Here is a 15,313-nt window from a genome sequence, read left to right as displayed (position 1 = left end):
AAACGAGGAACAAAAAATGAGCTTGAAAGACTCCCTGCGCGTGATGGTTGTCGATGATATGTCGACCAGCCGAGGTATCTTGACCCAATGCCTGGATGAGCTAGGTGTCAGTAATTATATGGTTGAAAATAACGGACAATCCGCGTTTCAGAAGCTCGTCGCCAATCCGGTGCACCTAGTGCTATCAGACTACAACATGCCGGGCATGGATGGGCTTGGTCTGCTGAAGGCACTGCGAGAACATCGGGTGACACAACGGGTGGGTTTCATCCTGGTGACAGGTAAGCCAACTCCCGAAATCGTCGAGGTTGGTCGCCGTCTCGCGATGAACAACATTATCCGCAAACCCTTCACCGTTGCCACGATGAAGCAGGCGATTGAGCAAGTGGTTGGTCGTCTATGAACATGCAGTCGACACCACCGCCGAGAGGCCACACAATCAGTGACCTTTGCGATGTGTCGCGCGCTGAGATGAAGCGGCTGCAAGAGCAGGTGCAGTTGCTTGAGGATACTGTGTTGACCATCTTTGAACGCGGAACGCCTCCGACCCGCGAAGAACGGCAGTCTCTGCAGGATTTCGACTTGATTGTGCAGACACTGGCCGCAATGGTGAAGTTCTACGAGGAACTCAGAAAACTTGCGGCGGATACTGGTGGTATCAACCTCGAAGATAGCAGTGCGGTTGTGACATTGCACAAGCTGCGCGACCGGCTGCGCGACCCTGCTAGCGCAGCTCAGCACTAAAAAATTCTGCACCGTCGTCTCGGCGGTGCAGGCCTGGCTTAGGTCTTCAATGTTTGATCGTCGCTACACCTGTCGTCTTTGATATGCCGAATTACCTCTTCGACAGTAAGACGTTAACTCTTGGCTAGCCTGCGTGAATTGGTCGACGCACCACGTTCTTCGAATGGCGGGCGGACCGTCAGCGAGAACCAGTACGCCGACTGGCAGTTAACACTTACGCTAGTTGGCTAACGCTTGTTTGCGCTGCTGACTTCTTGGCAGAGATTGAACCTGTCCCGCCCCAGCTCCGCGCGATGTGCTCGACTCTGTGACTTTCTAATTGCTGGCACTACCTTTCCTTTCCCGGTGCCACGCACCTGGGATGCGTCTTGTAGTCCCCATCGATGTAGTCATTGATTGCTGTCTCTTCCCGCAGCGGCTTACCCAGGCGCGCCACCAAGTCAGTTCTGCGCTTATGGATGGAAGAGCGTTCAGGTGACATGTACTGATATTGTCCTTTCCCCACGTTGATCCCTTGACGATATGCAGGTGCAGAAGTTTCTTACAGTTGTGAAAGAATTATTTGGCACCATGGGTCCAGTATTGGCTGCGGCCTTTCGGGGGCCACGCGGAGGCCGAGGGGAATAAAAAGTTAGATCGCGCTTGTTATAACGGCTCACTGACTTACCCATCACCCTAAGAGAACGCGGATCTGGCGTCACTGAGAGACAGACTGCCATTGTTACGCAAATGTAGCTGACACCATTGATCTACTTACGTTCTGATTTCACCGAGACGAATTTGAGGCCCGAGAACTACGGTGTACCGTTTCATCTGATGTCGCTGTTGGTCGTCACCTTCGACCATCGACCTCAATTCTCAGGCAGGAACTGTCGAGCTGTTTGCGGATACAAAAGAATGGATATGCCCTTCTGACTCCTAGATCTGACCGCTAAATATTTCAACGCAGCGAAGTCGGTTTTCCAAGCCGATTTCTTCTGCATATTCTGCAAAGAGGGTTCGCCGTAGCCGCCTGTGCAGAGTGAATTTTTGAGTGATCCGTAACCCGTCAGAAGACAAGGCACGACCGGGTGAGCAACACAATCATCACCGTAAGGGGAAGGCCGATGCTTTGGGGTTGCTTGGACAAAATGTTTGCAAAATTCAAATCACCATTTGGTTCATAGCTATATTTTCCTCCCATGCCCGCCGGAATTCGACAGCGCACATGGGAGGGAGACATTAGGTCAGCCTGTGGCGCAGAGCCGGGAGGCGGGACAGGATCATCCAGTCAACAACAAGCAGCGTCAGGAACGCCAGCCCAGCCATCGGAAACGCCATGGACACGGCCAGGCCAACCAAGACTGCGCCCTGCCAGAGGGGCAGCTCCTTTGGCATTGGCGGTGCCGAAAGACGGCCAGCCTTGGTCGGGCGGCGTTTCCACCAGAGCACAATTGCGCTGAGACACAGAAACAGGACGGACAGGCAAACCAGCGTGTTTGCAAGAACGCTCCATAGACCCAACGTCCCCATGTGGAGGGCGATGCCAATCGCCATCGCCTTGCCCGCCCAAGAGTAATCGGCAAACCGGACATCGGCCAGTATCTTGCCTGTGTAGCGGTCGATATGAACGGTCCGGTCGGAGGTGGGGTTGGTGCTGTCTGTGCTCATTGAATCCCGGCTGAGGGTCCAGACACCGGTGTCGCCGCGCGGAATGCTCAGCTGATATCGCTCCTCAAACCCGATGCGGCGGGCGAAGGCATCAATGCTGTCGAGGTTGATGAGAGCAGTAGTCACACCAACCAGCCCCACATCGCTGCCCGACGCGGGCATCGGCGTTTGTTCCAGCGCCCATGGAACCTCGCGACGGGCGTGATCCATACTGGCATGAATATCGTCGGACAGCGGGACATTGTCCCATTTTTCGGCCGGGAACTGGCTCCAGGCCTGCACCATTTTGCCCCCCCAAACGCCAGCCCAGGCTAGGCCGGAAATGAGAAACAGCACAAGAAACAGTGAGATCCAGATGCCAACCACACCATGCAGTGATTTCCACAGGCTGCGACCACGTCCCAGGCTGGGCAGCAAGGCGCGACGCCACCCAATCGTCCGGGGCCACCACATGTAAAGGCCGGTTGCAATCAGCACCAACGCCAATGAGGCCGCGGTTTCCAGAATGCGGTCACCACTGACGCCAAGCATCAGATCACTGTGCAGATTATCCGCAAAATCATACCATCCGCTGCGGCGCGGGAAGGTCTCGATAACCTCCGCAGTATAGGGATCAACCGCGATCATGATGGCATCACCCTCGTGATCGACACGGAAAAGCGCTGCGCGATCGGCGGCGCGGGGGGCCACATATTGCCTTAGCTCGCCGTTTGGCAGGCGTGCTTGCGCGGCTTCGGCCTGCACTGAGAGCGGCTGAACCTGTTCTTGCGCAACCACCGGCGTACGCTCACCATCGCGGCCATCGATCCAAGCGATCCAAAGCATGGCGAGGCCGGTAACCGCAAGTGCAGCGAGAAACGGAATGACAAACAGTCCAGTGTAGAAGTGCCACCGCCAGGCGGCAAAATAGAGTTTTTGCGCGCTGCCCTGCGGCTGCGCGGTAGAATTGGGCATATTCATGGGTTGGCTCCAGGCCTTTGGATGCTGTTGTTAGCACAGCACCTGAGTTGCAATTGACGTCAGAGAAGAGTTGTCAAATGCGCGGGAGGAGCGCGGCTGCCATGGGCCGGATCACGCCAAAGCGAGCTGTCCGGTCGCCTTGCCAATGGCGCGGAGGCCGTTGGTCGTTGCACCCATGCGACGCCGGGTGTTGCCGGATGGCCGGGTATCAGCGCGGCTGCAACCAGTCGGCAGGCTTCACATTGTGCGAGAGTGCCGTGCCCCGGATCCTGACTGTCGCCACATAGATCACTGAGTGCACCGCCTGCCGCGACAAAGGCTGCGTAGTCGGGGGAGTCTTCGGCGCGCTCAATCGTATGCGCAAAACCAGTGCTGGCCAAGGCCAACACGAGCGCCAGAATCATGGCCAGTCGTGGAAAAATATGAACCGCGAATCGCATAAAGAGTGTCGTAGTGTGACTGAGGTTTAATTGCGAGTGGTTCTGCGGTGGAAACAGGGCTTTGAAACCCGAAAGGGCCATGCGCTGTGCGATGGCGCGCCCGGGGTCTGACAACGCGCTATGCCTGCCCGGCGGCCCGTCTGGCTGAAAAAAGAGCAGCCCCATAGACCAGCGCATATCCAAAAAATGCGGCGCACCAGGCCGTAGCCGAGAGGTGATAGAGCCAATCGGCGCTGCCTACGCCGATCCCGGCGACAACTCGAGCGATGCTTGCCACCAAGAGCGCCAGCAAGATCAGTTTTGTGCCAGGGCAAGCCACCAGCGGTCGCCCGGTATGGCCCAGCGTGGCACGTATCATTACCGCAAGGGTCATCATGCCAATGGCGCCTGCCATCCAGAGGTGTTGTGCTGCGGCTGCGTCCAGTGGCACCTGCGGTATTTGCGCCATAGCTATGAGACCCGCGCCGACAGGGATCATCGCATAGGCCAGATGCAGCACCGCGAGCAATGGTTCTAACGCCGTGCGGTGTCCCTGCCAGCGCCCCATGCGCAGCAGGTGCCCTATTGCGAAGATCGTCAATGCGACCGCCGCCGCAAGATGATCAGGCATCGCCACCCAGATACCAAGGGCGGGCAGGCTGATAGCCAAGACAGCTTTGTCTAACCGTTGCATCGGGCTGGCGGGACGGGCATCAACGCCCGTTTTGATGAGCCAATTGCCCGTGAAACTGGGGATGATGCGACCACCGATGAGGCAGATCATGCCAATCACCGTTGCCAATCCTAAACGCATGCCAAGGCCTTGCGCCGGGTATCCGCCTCCTGCTGTTTCCAGATGTACCAGCAGCAGCGCCAATGTGTGCAGCCCCAGCAACAGCAGAACAACAAGGTTGCGCCAGTTGCGCCCCGCGATGATCTCGCGCAGGATCACCGATCCGAGGATCAGTGGAAAACTCAGATCGACAAAGGCCACAACGACAGCAGACAGATCTGAGGCAAATAGGGTGGTGACGCGCCCTGCGAGCCAGAGCAGCACCAAACCCAGCAACGGCCAGCCTTTGAGCGGCGCCCGCCCGGTCCAATTTGGAACCGCCGTGAGTAGGAAGCCAGCCAGCACCGCACTGAGGTATCCAAACAGGAATGCCTTGGCATGCCAGGAGACCGGATCAAGCATGATCGGGAGCGTCAGCGCGCCGCTCAGCAGTCCGATCCAGGCGATCATCGCCAGCCCGGCCCAAAGCGCTGCGAGGAAGAAAAATGGCCGGAAGCCGTAGGAGAGAATGGCGGGGGGCCAAGTTGGCGCGTTTATATCCATGCGACCTGCGTCTGTTGTCACTGTCATAGGTCAGATCCGTTTCTTAAAATACTTAGGGCTGCGCTGAGTCCATCAGGCGCCGGATATGTCCGGCGAAGGCGTAAGTGGCAGGCACCGCAATCAGCGCGCCGATCGCGATGGAGGCGCCGGTTCCCAACACCGGCAACCCAAGCCAGCTGGTGATCAGGGAGGCAAAGAAGACATTGACCGCCATCGCGCCTACACCAAAAGGATAAAGTGCGATTGCGATACGCCTGCGCGACCAGCCCGCCTGCGATGTCATCGCCTTGCCACCAATACATGCACCGCTGCAAGGGCCAGCACCAGCGCAATACAGGCCAGCGCAAACCAGAACTCAGCGGTTGCGGACTGCGCCTGCGGGGCCGGGCGGTCGAAACCCGTGGCCAGCGCGGGCAGGGCGGTGATCGCGGCGCAGACTATTCCGGATAAGATATAACGCATGTCAGCTCTCCTGTGTCAGACTACGGTAGATGTCGGGCAAGGCCCGTGACAGTCGGGCAGGGTTCGGCAGGAGCGAAAACCCGCCGCGGCCGAAAATCCGGGCGAACCAGTCCTGACCGTCTTCGTCGATGATGATGCCATGCAGGCTTTGGCCCGCGCGGCGGGCGCTACGTACGGCCATGCGGCTGTCTTCAATACCGTGCTGGCCTTCGTAGTGGTCGAGATCATTAGGCTTGCCATCTGTTAGGACAATCAGCAGTTTACGGCTGGATGGCTCTGCCGCCAGCTGGGCGCTGACGTGGCGGATCGCGGCCCCAAGACGGGTGTAGTGGCCCGGTTGCAGCGCGCCGATATTGGCGGTGACAGCATCGGACATCGGCATGTCAAACCCCTTGCAGCGGGTTAGGAACACCCGGTCGCGGCGCAGGGATGAGAAGCCCCAGATCGCCAATCTGTCGCCTGCAACGTCAATCCCGAGAGCCAGCGCCGCCATAGCGTTGCGGGCAATGTCGATCACACTGCTGTCAGCAATCGCGGCTTCAGTGGACCGCGAGGTGTCGATCAGAAAGGCAACCGAGAGGTCGCGCTGCTGTTGGCGTGCGCTCTGCCAAAGCCGATCGCTGCCACGCCCGGTTGCCGCCAGATCGGCTTGGTTGGAGATAACTGCATCCAGATCCAGCTCGGCGCCGTCGACTTGCCGTGGCTGCAGGATGCGGCGCGGACGCAACGCTTCGAACTGGCGACGCACCATCCGGATCTGGCGGGGGTCGGGTCGAAAGGGATGCTGCGCGTCAGGCTGTGCATCCGCCTCAAGCACGCGGCAGTGATCCGTCATCTCACATTGGCTGAGATGGTTCCACTCGGGGTAGGTGTATTCCGCACTCAGCCGTTCGTGTTCGGCATCTGCGGGCGATAGATCCAGATGCAGCCGCAACCGGGACGCCAGCCGACGGTCATGCTTGGTAAGCGGGATAAGATCCTGATCCTCTGCGGCCTTTTGGGCATTGTCAGGGTCATCATCATCAACACTGCGGTTGATATTCATCGACTCCACCCAGGACAGGATGGATTCAAACCGATGCAGGATAAAACTGTCCTTACGACGCGCCTGATCCTGATCGATGCGCGCGCCCAGCTTGCGACTGCTACTTGCCGCAGTCGGCAGCGCGGTCGCCTGCTCGGCGGCTTCTTCTGCGGCCATTGCGGCGTGGCCGGGAGCCTCAAAACGGACCCAGAACGGTACCGGCGCAAACGGCAGATAGCGCCCCGTCTCCGTTGGCAAATCTGTGCTCAGCGGTTGGTCGGTCGCGACTTCCCAAGGATCTTGAGACAAAGCCGCGAGAACCTGTTCTGCGACCATCCGATCAGCGGCATGGGCTGGCTGCGCCTTGCGCTGTTCCAGGCACAGGCTTGCCATTTGTCGGTAGGTTTGCCGCAGGCCAGGGCAATACCCGGCGGCACGGTGGCTGGCGGCAAGGGTGGCCCGGATCCGGGCCAGATCGGCGGCGCGGGCTGAATTGGGCGGCTGCGGTTGCAGCTCTGCGGGATCAGCGACCGCAGCCTGTGCGACCAGCCAGAAATAGGCAGCCCGGTTCAGCTCATAGCGGGGAAAGCAGGCCATCACCGGGGGCAGGGCCAATCGCCTACCGTCGTAACGTGGAATAAACTCGCGCATCCGATCTGCCGCAACCCGGTGCGTCAGGGATCGCCGGTGCTGTGCCACCGTGGCAGGTGCCTCGACCAGATCGACCGACGCTGCCCCGCCCAAGGCGCGAAACAGCACTGCAAGGCTGGGCCTCAGGTCCTGCAACCGGCAGGCCGCAGCAGATAGCGTCGCGCCATCCTCTGCGACCTCACCGGCGAGATTGCTGGCCATATCGTGCCAGAGGTTGCCAACAGTTTCCTCGGGCTCCATCAGGTCGAGCAATTTCATAACGCTACCCGTAGATCGTCGCGATCAGATCGCGCAGCGCTTGTTTGATGTCCTCTTCATCGGTGAGAGGTTCGATGATCGCAGCCTCCAGCGCTGGCTCAATTGGCATGCCGCGGTGGATCAGACTGGCGGTATAGATCAGCAGCCGTGTCGACACGCCCTCTTCCAGATCCATGCCCGACAGGGCGCGGATATGACCGGCCAACCGTACAAGCGGTTGCACCTTCGACACATCCAGCCCGCTTTCCTGAGCGACGATGGCGCATTCCGACTGCGGGTCGGGAAAATCGAAACTGGCAGAGAGAAACCGCTGCCGTGTCGAAGGTTTGAGCCGCTTCAGCACGTTCTGATAGCCGGGATTGTAAGAGGCAACCAACATGAAGCCGGGCGGCGCCACCAGTTCCTCGCCGGTGCGGTCAATCATCAGCGTGCGGCGGTTGTCGGTCAGTGGATGAAGCACCACAGTGACGTCCTTACGCGCCTCGACAACCTCATCCAGATAGCAGATCCCCCCCTCGCGCACGGCGCGGGTCAGTGGACCATCGACCCAATGGGTATCGCCCCCTTTCAACAAATACCGGCCAATCAGGTCAGCGGCGGAGAGATCATCATGGCAGGCAACGGTATACAGCGGCCGATCGAGCCGGGCTGCCATATGTTCGACAAACCGTGTCTTGCCGCAGCCGGTCGGCCCCTTCAACAGAAGGGGCAGGCCTTGGGCATGGGCGGTTTCGAACAATGCGCATTCCTGAGCAATTTCATGGTAATGCGGGATCGGGCGGGGAGCATGCATGTTCATGACTTACTCCCCCGCAACCGTGCCGGTCTTATGCGCCGGTCCGGGTGCAATCACCTCATCCCGGCGCACCACCAAAAGCGCGTAGATGAACAGCAAGGCCCCGATCACAACCGCAGCGCCGGCCCCAAACCGCATCAGATAGAAAATCGACAGGCTGTCCTGCACATCCATGTAATAGTCCCCGATGACGCGCTGCATATGGGTCTGAATGGTTCCGGCAAAGGTCAGCACGAACGTCATGAACGCCATGCCGCCGGTCATCAGCCAGAAGCTGGCCATATTCAGAACCTGATTATATGGCGCCCGTCCACGCAGCATTGGCATCGCGTAGGTAAAGATCGCGAGGTTCAGCGCCACATAAGCCCCGTAGAAGGACAGATGCCCATGTGCAGCGGTGATCTGGGTGCCGTGGCTGTAGAAATTGACCCCATGCAGCGTGTGCAGAAATCCCCAGACACCCGCACCGAAGAAGGCAACGGTGCTGGACCCGAGCGACCACAAAAGAGCAGCCTTGTTTGGGTGGTTCTTGCGTCCCTTCCAGACCATCACAAAGGCAAAGGACATCATCAGGAAGAAGGGGATCACCTCAAACGTTGAGAAGATCGAACCAACCCACTGCCAATAGCCGGGCAAACCAATCCAGTAGAAATGGTGACCGGTGCCCAAAATGCCCGAGAAAAGAGCGGTGGCGACGATAACATACAGCCATTTTTCAACCACTTCACGGTCGACCCCGGTCAGCTTCAGCAGCAGGAAGGCAAGGATCGCCGCCATCACCAGTTCCCAGGTTGCTTCCACCCAGAGGTGGACAACAAACCACCAGTACATCTTGTCCAGAGAGAGGTTTTCCGGGTTGATGAAGGCAAAGATCCACAGCAGCGACAGCAGCCATAGCCCCATCAACAAGACATTGGTGATCGCGGTTTTCTTCCCCGCCAGCACTGTCATCGACACATTGAAGAGGAAGATCAGCGCAGCGACGAGGATACCAAACTTCACCCAGAGTGGTTGCTCCAGAAATTCGCGCCCTCCGTGGATGCCGACCAGATAGGACCCAACCGCCCCAAGTGTGCCGATCATCAGGATCGCAAGCTGCAGATAGGCCAGTTTGACCGAGTAGATCTCGCGCTCGGATTCCTCCGGGATCAGGAAATAGGCCGCACCGAAGAAGCCAAGCAACAACCAAACGATCAGCGCGTTGGTGTGCAGCATACGAATGATATTGAAGGGCAGCAGTTCAGACAGGAAATTGGGTGAGACATAAACCCAACCTGCCAATAACCCGCCGAGGACCTGAATTGCGAATAGCGCCATCGCGCAGATGAAATAGGCCTGAGCGACCTTTTGAGATTGATATTTCATGATGTCTCTCCCTTAGCCCGCGTCATTCGGCGGCCAGCCCTGAGTGTCGGTCTGATCGGCCCATCGCAGGAATTCGGCCAGGCCGCGGGTTTCCTCTTCGGTCAACTCGAAATGAGGCATCTGACGGCGCCCTTCGACACCGCTGGGCTGGCTCTCCATCCAGCTGTTCAAGATTTCAAAGGCTTCCTCAGGGTCATCCTGAACACCCCATCTGGTCATCACATTGCCGACTTCCGGCGCGAAATATGCCCCCTCGCCGTGTAGCGTGTGGCAGTTGATGCAAGAGTGTCGTTCCCAGACCCGTTTGCCCAGTGTGACGGCTTCGGTCAGGGGCATTCCTGCGGTGGAGGTTGTCACCACATAGCGGTGGCTGTGCACGGTCATGCCAATGAACACCACAACGAAGAAAATCGATCCTCCGTAGAACACATTGCGCGCCCGCGACTTGGTCAGAAATTCAGCCATGGCGTGGCCCTTTCCGGCAGTTGCTGATCGCTTGGTGATAGCCCGGGCAGCAGAGGCAAAGGTTGTGCAAGCGCAAGGTTTGGCGCGATTGCCACTGCTAGCCTGACCTCAGAGAGAGGATTGACCCGTCATGCCGCCGCCAAAACTGGACGACCCCGACCTGCCGCTGGATATCCTTATGACGACCTGGCCGGAGACGGTCCGGGTCTTCATGGACCACGACATGTTGTGCGTTGGCTGCATGGTCAGCCCGTTTCATTCCGTCAGCGAAGCCTGCGCGGAATATCATTTGGATGAAGAGGTGTTTCGCGCCGCGCTGGCAGACGCCGTTGAACTCGCGCGCCAGAACCGGGGCTGATCCCGGTTTTCCATCCGATCAGAAGATTCGGTGCAGCGGAGGCACACCACGCCTGCTCCGCGCCGGTGGCACCGTTATGGATCGCTGAGGAGCATCAGCCGATGAGGGTCACAGATGGTGATTTTCTTGCGCTTGCTGCTGACCATCCCGTCTTTCTCCCAGGCGCTGAGCAGGCGGCTGACCGTGTGCAAAGTGGTGCCGGTGAGTTCTGAAACATCCTGACGGGTGATCGGAAACCCGATCTCGATTCCTTGCGCGACCTTGATCCCGGATTGATTGATCAATCGCAGCAAAGCCCGGGCAACCCGTTGTTCGACATGTTGTGTCGACATCTCCATGATGCGGGTGTTCATCTCGCCAATACGGGCGCCGACCGTTTTATAGGTCTCTGTGGCAAAGCCTGGGTAGTCGGCGATGAAACTGTCCCACAGCGCGGTTGGCCAGGAGAGGATCAGCGCCTCGCTCGCGGCAACGGCGGTGGCTGGATAACTGTCGCGCCCCAGTGCCCGTGCAATTCCGAACAACTGGCCGGGCGGAATATGCAAGGAGGTCACCTGTTCACCGTCGCTGGAGATCCGTACGACCCGAATGGTGCCATCTAGCAGCAGGTAAAATGTCTCCGCAGGATCACCTTCGGCAAAAACCGTTTGCCCAGGCCCAACGCCACGACTGCTGGCGTGATCAAGGATCGTGCGGATCTGCGCGTCGGCCAGCTGCGAGAATGGTGGCAGCGGGCGAAGCAGGCTTTCATGTAGGTGGCGCACGGCATCTCCGAACAAGCGTTGTCATGATCCTAAAACAAAACCGGGGGGGCGTCACCCGCGCGGTGCTTTGACCGCGGGTTGGTCAGCCAAAAAACCGCCGCTGTCTTTGCGCTGCCGCAACGTCCCGAATGTGGTGATCAGCTAAATTTATCGCGACATCAGCAAACGCGGCTCGCCCACGGCGGACCACGCCTAAGACAAGGAGAGCGACAATGACCAAACGTTTCAACCCCGGGCTTGCGCAAACAAGCCGTCGCAATGTGCTGCGCGGAACCGTTCTGGCCGGTGCTGCGGCGATGACCGGTGGGCTGGCTTCCTCGGCCAACGGGGCCGGTCGTCGGGCAGCGGTGCCGCCATTGCGCGGCGCGGCGCCCCAGTTCATTCAAGCCGAAGCGCAGGCACAGGCGGAGGCAGCCCCGGTGGATCTGTCGGGATACACCCGCGTCAAACAGGAACTGGTGGCGCCGCCGTTTGCTCCCAAACATGAGCAGGTAGCATCCGGAGGGCCGAAAATCGTCGAGATCGAACTGATCACCGAAGAGCGGCTGATGGTGGTGGATGAGGACACCGGCGCCGAGATCTGGGCGCTGACCTACAACGGGTCTGTTCCCGGCCCGCTGATCATCGTGCATGAGGGCGATTATGTCGAACTCACCCTGCGCAATCCGACAGACAGCCAGATGGAACACAACATCGACTTTCACGCCTCCACCGGGGCGCTGGGGGGCGGCGGTCTCACCCATGTTTTCCCGGGCGAAGAAACTGTTCTGCGCTGGAAAGCAACCAAACCCGGCTGCTTCACCTATCACTGCGCGCCTGGCGGCGCGATGATCCCCTATCACGTTACCCATGGGATGAATGGTGCCATCATGGTGCTGCCGCGCGATGGCCTCAAAGACGGTGAGGGCAATCCGCTGCGCTATGACAGCATCGCCTATATCGGTGAGCAGGATTACTACCTGCCGATGGACGAAAACGGCGACTATCGCACCTATGAACTGGCAGGCGACGACTATGCTGACAGTATGGACGCGATGCGGACGCTGGTGCCAACCCATTCGGTTTTCAACGGCGCTGTCGGTGCCCTGACCGGCGACAATGCACTGCGCGCGAAGGTCGGCGAGACGGTTCTGATGATCCACAATCAGGCCAACCGCGACTCCCGTCCGCACCTGATCGGCGGCCACGGCAATTATGTCTGGGAGACCGGATCTTTCACCGATGCGCCGCTCACAGGTATCGAGAGCTGGTTCGTGCGTGGCGGCAGCGCCATGGCAGCGATGTACACCTTCGAACAGCCTGGCGTTTATGCCTATGTGAACCACAATCTGATTGAGGCGGTTCTGCTGGGGGCCACTGCCCACTTCGTCGTCGATGGCGCCTGGGATAATGCGCTGATGGAACAGGTAGTTGCGCCGCGCAGCTTTGAAACCTGAACGGACCCACTGCGTATAACGACCATAGGAGAGCACAATGATTGCTGCCACATTGCACCGCCCTGCTGACCGGATTGTCCTGTTGGGTCTGGGCGCCCTTGTGGCGGCGCTGGTCCTGTTGGTCGCCATATTCCTCCCCCGCGTGTCTGTCGGACCTGCGGGGAAGGACATCCTTCAGCCAGAGCTGGTGCCTGCGGTGGCAGAGCATGGCGGTCAGCATGTTATCTACGTCATGAAACATGAGGTCACGGTAGCCGAGTGGAACCGCTGCCATGCCGACGGCGTGTGTGCGCTGAACCTGCGCACACGCCCTAATCAGGATGCCGCGACCACGCCTGCAACCGGGCTGAGCTATCTTGACGTGGGCGAGTATCTGGCCTGGATCAACGCCCGCAGCGATGGCGGATATCGCCTGCCGCGCGTGGCGGAATGGGAGCATCTCGCAGCACCCGTCCTCCCGGAAGAACCTGATCCGATCTTCACAGATCCAGATCTCACCTGGGCGTCGACCTATCTCTTGGGCGAACAAAAGAGCCGGGCGCTGCGTCCGCAAGGCAGTTATACGACATCACCGGATGGGATTGTCGATCTCGACGGCAACGTCTGGGAGTGGACGCAGGATTGCTATGCCGGTGCCTCCGGGGCCAGTTCCAGCCGCTGTCCGGCGTATTTTGTGGCAGGCGAACATTTGGCAGCCGTACCATTCCTTGTCCGCGACCCGGCACGGGGTGGCTGTGCCGTAGGATCGCCGCCAGCACATCTGGGCCTGAGGCTGGTCCGGGATACTCCGCTTTAGCCTCAGTCCGGGCGCACCGCCGCGAGGATGAAAGCCAGAAGACTGCCCCGGAGCTGTCGCATTGGCAGGTTGTCCAGCACGCTGCGATAGGCGCTGCCTTCAATAAGTTCGACAATCATCTGCGCCGTTTCTTTGGGGGCCAGCTGGCTCCTCATGTCACCCGCGTGTGTCCCGCGTTCCAGAACCTTGGTAAGCGCGGTGACCAATGCGTTGCGATTGTCGAGAAAGAGGCGGGCGATATCCGGTTTGCGGATGGCTTCGCTGGTGATTTCCAGCCCCAGAATGACATTCTCCGGCACTGCGAGGTATTTCGCATAGGCTTTCACGAAGTTCTCGAGCAGCTTCATCGGGGCGCGTGATTGTGCAAGCCCGTCGATAAAGGGGACAAGTTCCGCACGTTCCAGAGCGGCAATCTCCACCAGCACATCATGTTTGCCGGGGAAATGATTGTAAAGATTGCCGAGGCTGACGCCTGCGCGATTTGCGATGTCGCGCACACCGGTCTGGTGGTAGCCGGTTTCGAGGAAACACATGATCGCCGCTTCGAGGATCTGCTGCCGTCGTTTGGCGGTGGTCTCGATCCGGGTGGGTTTGCGCGGGCCGTCTGACATCTGTGTCCTTGGCTGGTGTCTCCGTCGCATCGGCGCTCACCCATGCGATCTGCAGCATGATGTAGCTCCACCGTCAAAGGCAAGCAAGGCCGGGACGTTAGCCGCAGTCCTGCTGGCGGGCGGTGTGACTGGGCGAGTGGCCAAAGCGGACCTTGTAATCGCGGGCGAAGCGGCCAAGGTGTGAAAACCCGTTGGAAAAGGCAGCGGTGGTCACATCCGGCGTGTCGGTCTGTGCCATCAGGTGATAATGCGCCGCATCCAACCGAGCGTTGCGGAGCACCCGCATCGGGCTTTCGCCAAATGCACGGCGAAACCCGTTTTGCAACGTGCGGATATTCAGATCCACATGGGCTGCGATATCGCTCAGCTGGATTGGATTGCTCAGGTTGGCGTGAATGTACTCCACTGCCGCCCGAATGCCAGGTGGCAGTGAACCGTGGTCAGCGCGTTCGATGATATGAGAAATATTGCTGGGAAGCCGTGTCAGCAGCGCGCGTGCCAAATCCTCCTCCACCCGGAGATCGGAGCCACTTAGCGCGCCTTGGAACAGAACCCCAGCCTCAGCCGCTTGCACACAGGCGCAGACCATCTGCCTCAGGCGCTGCCCACCCTCGGAATAGAGATCGACGCGGCTGGCAAAGCGGATTGGTCCTGGCAGTTCTGCCCGAATGATCTGACGCGCCACGGTTTCCAAATAGCCCCGGTCGATCTGTAGCAGCAGTTTGCGGCAGTCCGCGCCCCACTGCATTGTCGTGTCCCGGTCCGGATTGAGCAGCGTCGCGGTGCCTTCATTTGCAACAATATCCGAGCCGCGATGCCGAACACTGGCCTGCCCGGACAGCGGGATCTGCAGCAAATAGAAGGAATCCAACATGCCCGGATCAATGGTCACATCGGCACCATAGTGCAGGTAGTTGATTGAACTGTGTCGCCCGGCCACGTGGTTGTGGCGGACTGCGAGGTCTTGATGCCGCTGAGCAATATCTAATCGGTGATCGCAAAATTTCTGCCCGACCCGATGGCGTGCCTCATCCAGATCCCCGGTGCGCAGCAACGGGTGATTTTTCAGATATTCAACAGCCTCTGTCTGGGCAGCGATGGTCATCTCGCCTCCACGTCTGGTGGCTCCAGCTTAGATCGCTGCACCGATATTTCAAGCCTCAACCATCTAGGGTTCAGATGGGTTCGTTTTCTGGATAATCGAATTTCCGCTCCCGG

The 15,313-nt window shown here is 59.2% G+C and carries 17 protein-coding genes; 5 read left to right on the top strand and 12 right to left on the bottom strand.

Annotated features, from left to right (window positions below; all coding sequences use genetic code 11):
* Positions 1–16 precede the first annotated feature (16 nt).
* Entirely contained in the window at positions 17–403 is a 387-nt protein-coding gene (locus tag phaeop14_RS18010) for a response regulator (RefSeq protein WP_014881835.1), read from the top strand.
* Positions 400–744 carry a hypothetical protein gene (locus tag phaeop14_RS18005; protein WP_052463964.1) on the top strand — a complete coding sequence of 115 codons (345 nt, stop codon included), beginning with the start codon at positions 400–402 and terminating at the stop codon, positions 742–744. The genes phaeop14_RS18010 and phaeop14_RS18005 overlap by 4 nt, the downstream gene beginning before the upstream one ends.
* 1,221 nt (positions 745–1,965) lie before the next feature.
* On the opposite strand, the gene phaeop14_RS18000 is transcribed toward phaeop14_RS18005, so the two are convergent.
* The 9 genes from phaeop14_RS18000 to phaeop14_RS17960 form a co-directional block, all read right to left on the bottom strand.
* Positions 1,966–3,354 carry a PepSY-associated TM helix domain-containing protein gene (locus phaeop14_RS18000; protein WP_096790462.1) on the bottom strand — a complete coding sequence of 463 codons (1,389 nt, stop codon included), beginning with the start codon at positions 3,352–3,354 and terminating at the stop codon, positions 1,966–1,968.
* Between the two features lie 59 nt (positions 3,355–3,413).
* Complete coding sequence (locus tag phaeop14_RS17995; protein WP_244905845.1) at positions 3,414–3,758, bottom strand: hypothetical protein; 345 nt, start codon at positions 3,756–3,758, stop codon at positions 3,414–3,416.
* Positions 3,759–3,912: 154 nt separating this feature from the next.
* The gene (locus phaeop14_RS17990; protein WP_096790460.1) at positions 3,913–5,136 is read right to left on the bottom strand and encodes an NnrS family protein; all 1,224 of its coding nucleotides are present in this window, start codon (positions 5,134–5,136) and stop codon (positions 3,913–3,915) included.
* A 25-nt stretch (positions 5,137–5,161) separates the two neighbouring features.
* Positions 5,162–5,392, bottom strand: a complete 231-nt coding sequence (locus phaeop14_RS17985) for an NnrT protein (protein ID WP_096790459.1) — start codon at positions 5,390–5,392, stop codon at positions 5,162–5,164.
* Positions 5,389–5,571, bottom strand: a complete 183-nt coding sequence (locus tag phaeop14_RS17980) for a hypothetical protein (protein WP_040175739.1) — start codon at positions 5,569–5,571, stop codon at positions 5,389–5,391. The genes phaeop14_RS17985 and phaeop14_RS17980 overlap by 4 nt, the downstream gene beginning before the upstream one ends.
* A 1-nt stretch (position 5,572) precedes the next feature.
* Positions 5,573–7,504, bottom strand: coding sequence for a nitric oxide reductase activation protein NorD (locus tag phaeop14_RS17975; protein ID WP_096790458.1), 1,932 nt, complete (start codon positions 7,502–7,504; stop codon positions 5,573–5,575).
* A 4-nt stretch (positions 7,505–7,508) separates the two neighbouring features.
* Positions 7,509–8,303, bottom strand: a complete 795-nt coding sequence (locus tag phaeop14_RS17970; RefSeq protein WP_096790457.1) for a CbbQ/NirQ/NorQ/GpvN family protein — start codon at positions 8,301–8,303, stop codon at positions 7,509–7,511.
* 3 nt (positions 8,304–8,306) lie between these two features.
* Positions 8,307–9,665: a cbb3-type cytochrome c oxidase subunit I gene (locus tag phaeop14_RS17965; RefSeq protein ID WP_040175734.1), complete on the bottom strand. Its 1,359-nt coding sequence runs from the start codon at positions 9,663–9,665 to the stop codon at positions 8,307–8,309.
* A gap of 12 nt (positions 9,666–9,677) precedes the next feature.
* Complete coding sequence (locus phaeop14_RS17960) at positions 9,678–10,130, bottom strand: c-type cytochrome (RefSeq protein WP_096790456.1); 453 nt, start codon at positions 10,128–10,130, stop codon at positions 9,678–9,680.
* 130 nt (positions 10,131–10,260) lie between these two features.
* On the opposite strand from phaeop14_RS17960, the gene phaeop14_RS17955 reads away from it, so the two are divergent.
* Complete coding sequence (locus phaeop14_RS17955) at positions 10,261–10,488, top strand: DUF1858 domain-containing protein (RefSeq protein WP_040175731.1); 228 nt, start codon at positions 10,261–10,263, stop codon at positions 10,486–10,488.
* A 74-nt stretch (positions 10,489–10,562) separates the two neighbouring features.
* On the opposite strand, the gene phaeop14_RS17950 is transcribed toward phaeop14_RS17955, so the two are convergent.
* Positions 10,563–11,252, bottom strand: a complete 690-nt coding sequence (locus phaeop14_RS17950; RefSeq protein ID WP_040175762.1) for a Crp/Fnr family transcriptional regulator — start codon at positions 11,250–11,252, stop codon at positions 10,563–10,565.
* Positions 11,253–11,464: 212 nt separating this feature from the next.
* On the opposite strand from phaeop14_RS17950, the gene nirK reads away from it, so the two are divergent.
* Complete coding sequence (gene nirK, locus phaeop14_RS17945; RefSeq protein WP_040175728.1) at positions 11,465–12,688, top strand: copper-containing nitrite reductase; 1,224 nt, start codon at positions 11,465–11,467, stop codon at positions 12,686–12,688.
* A gap of 37 nt (positions 12,689–12,725) precedes the next feature.
* A complete protein-coding gene (locus phaeop14_RS17940; RefSeq protein WP_244905844.1) occupies positions 12,726–13,484 on the top strand; it encodes a formylglycine-generating enzyme family protein in 759 nt (252 codons plus the stop codon).
* Between the two features lie 2 nt (positions 13,485–13,486).
* On the opposite strand, the gene phaeop14_RS17935 is transcribed toward phaeop14_RS17940, so the two are convergent.
* Both phaeop14_RS17935 and phaeop14_RS17930 read right to left on the bottom strand, forming a co-directional pair.
* Positions 13,487–14,095, bottom strand: a complete 609-nt coding sequence (locus phaeop14_RS17935) for a TetR/AcrR family transcriptional regulator (protein WP_096790454.1) — start codon at positions 14,093–14,095, stop codon at positions 13,487–13,489.
* A 97-nt stretch (positions 14,096–14,192) separates the two neighbouring features.
* Positions 14,193–15,200: an AraC family transcriptional regulator gene (locus tag phaeop14_RS17930; protein WP_096790453.1), complete on the bottom strand. Its 1,008-nt coding sequence runs from the start codon at positions 15,198–15,200 to the stop codon at positions 14,193–14,195.
* Positions 15,201–15,313 lie beyond the last annotated feature (113 nt).

The organism is Phaeobacter piscinae, assembly GCF_002407245.1.
Taxonomy (GTDB): domain Bacteria; phylum Pseudomonadota; class Alphaproteobacteria; order Rhodobacterales; family Rhodobacteraceae; genus Phaeobacter; species Phaeobacter piscinae.
Note: the sequence above shows the minus strand (reverse complement) of the source record. Positions and strands in the feature narration are given on the sequence as shown.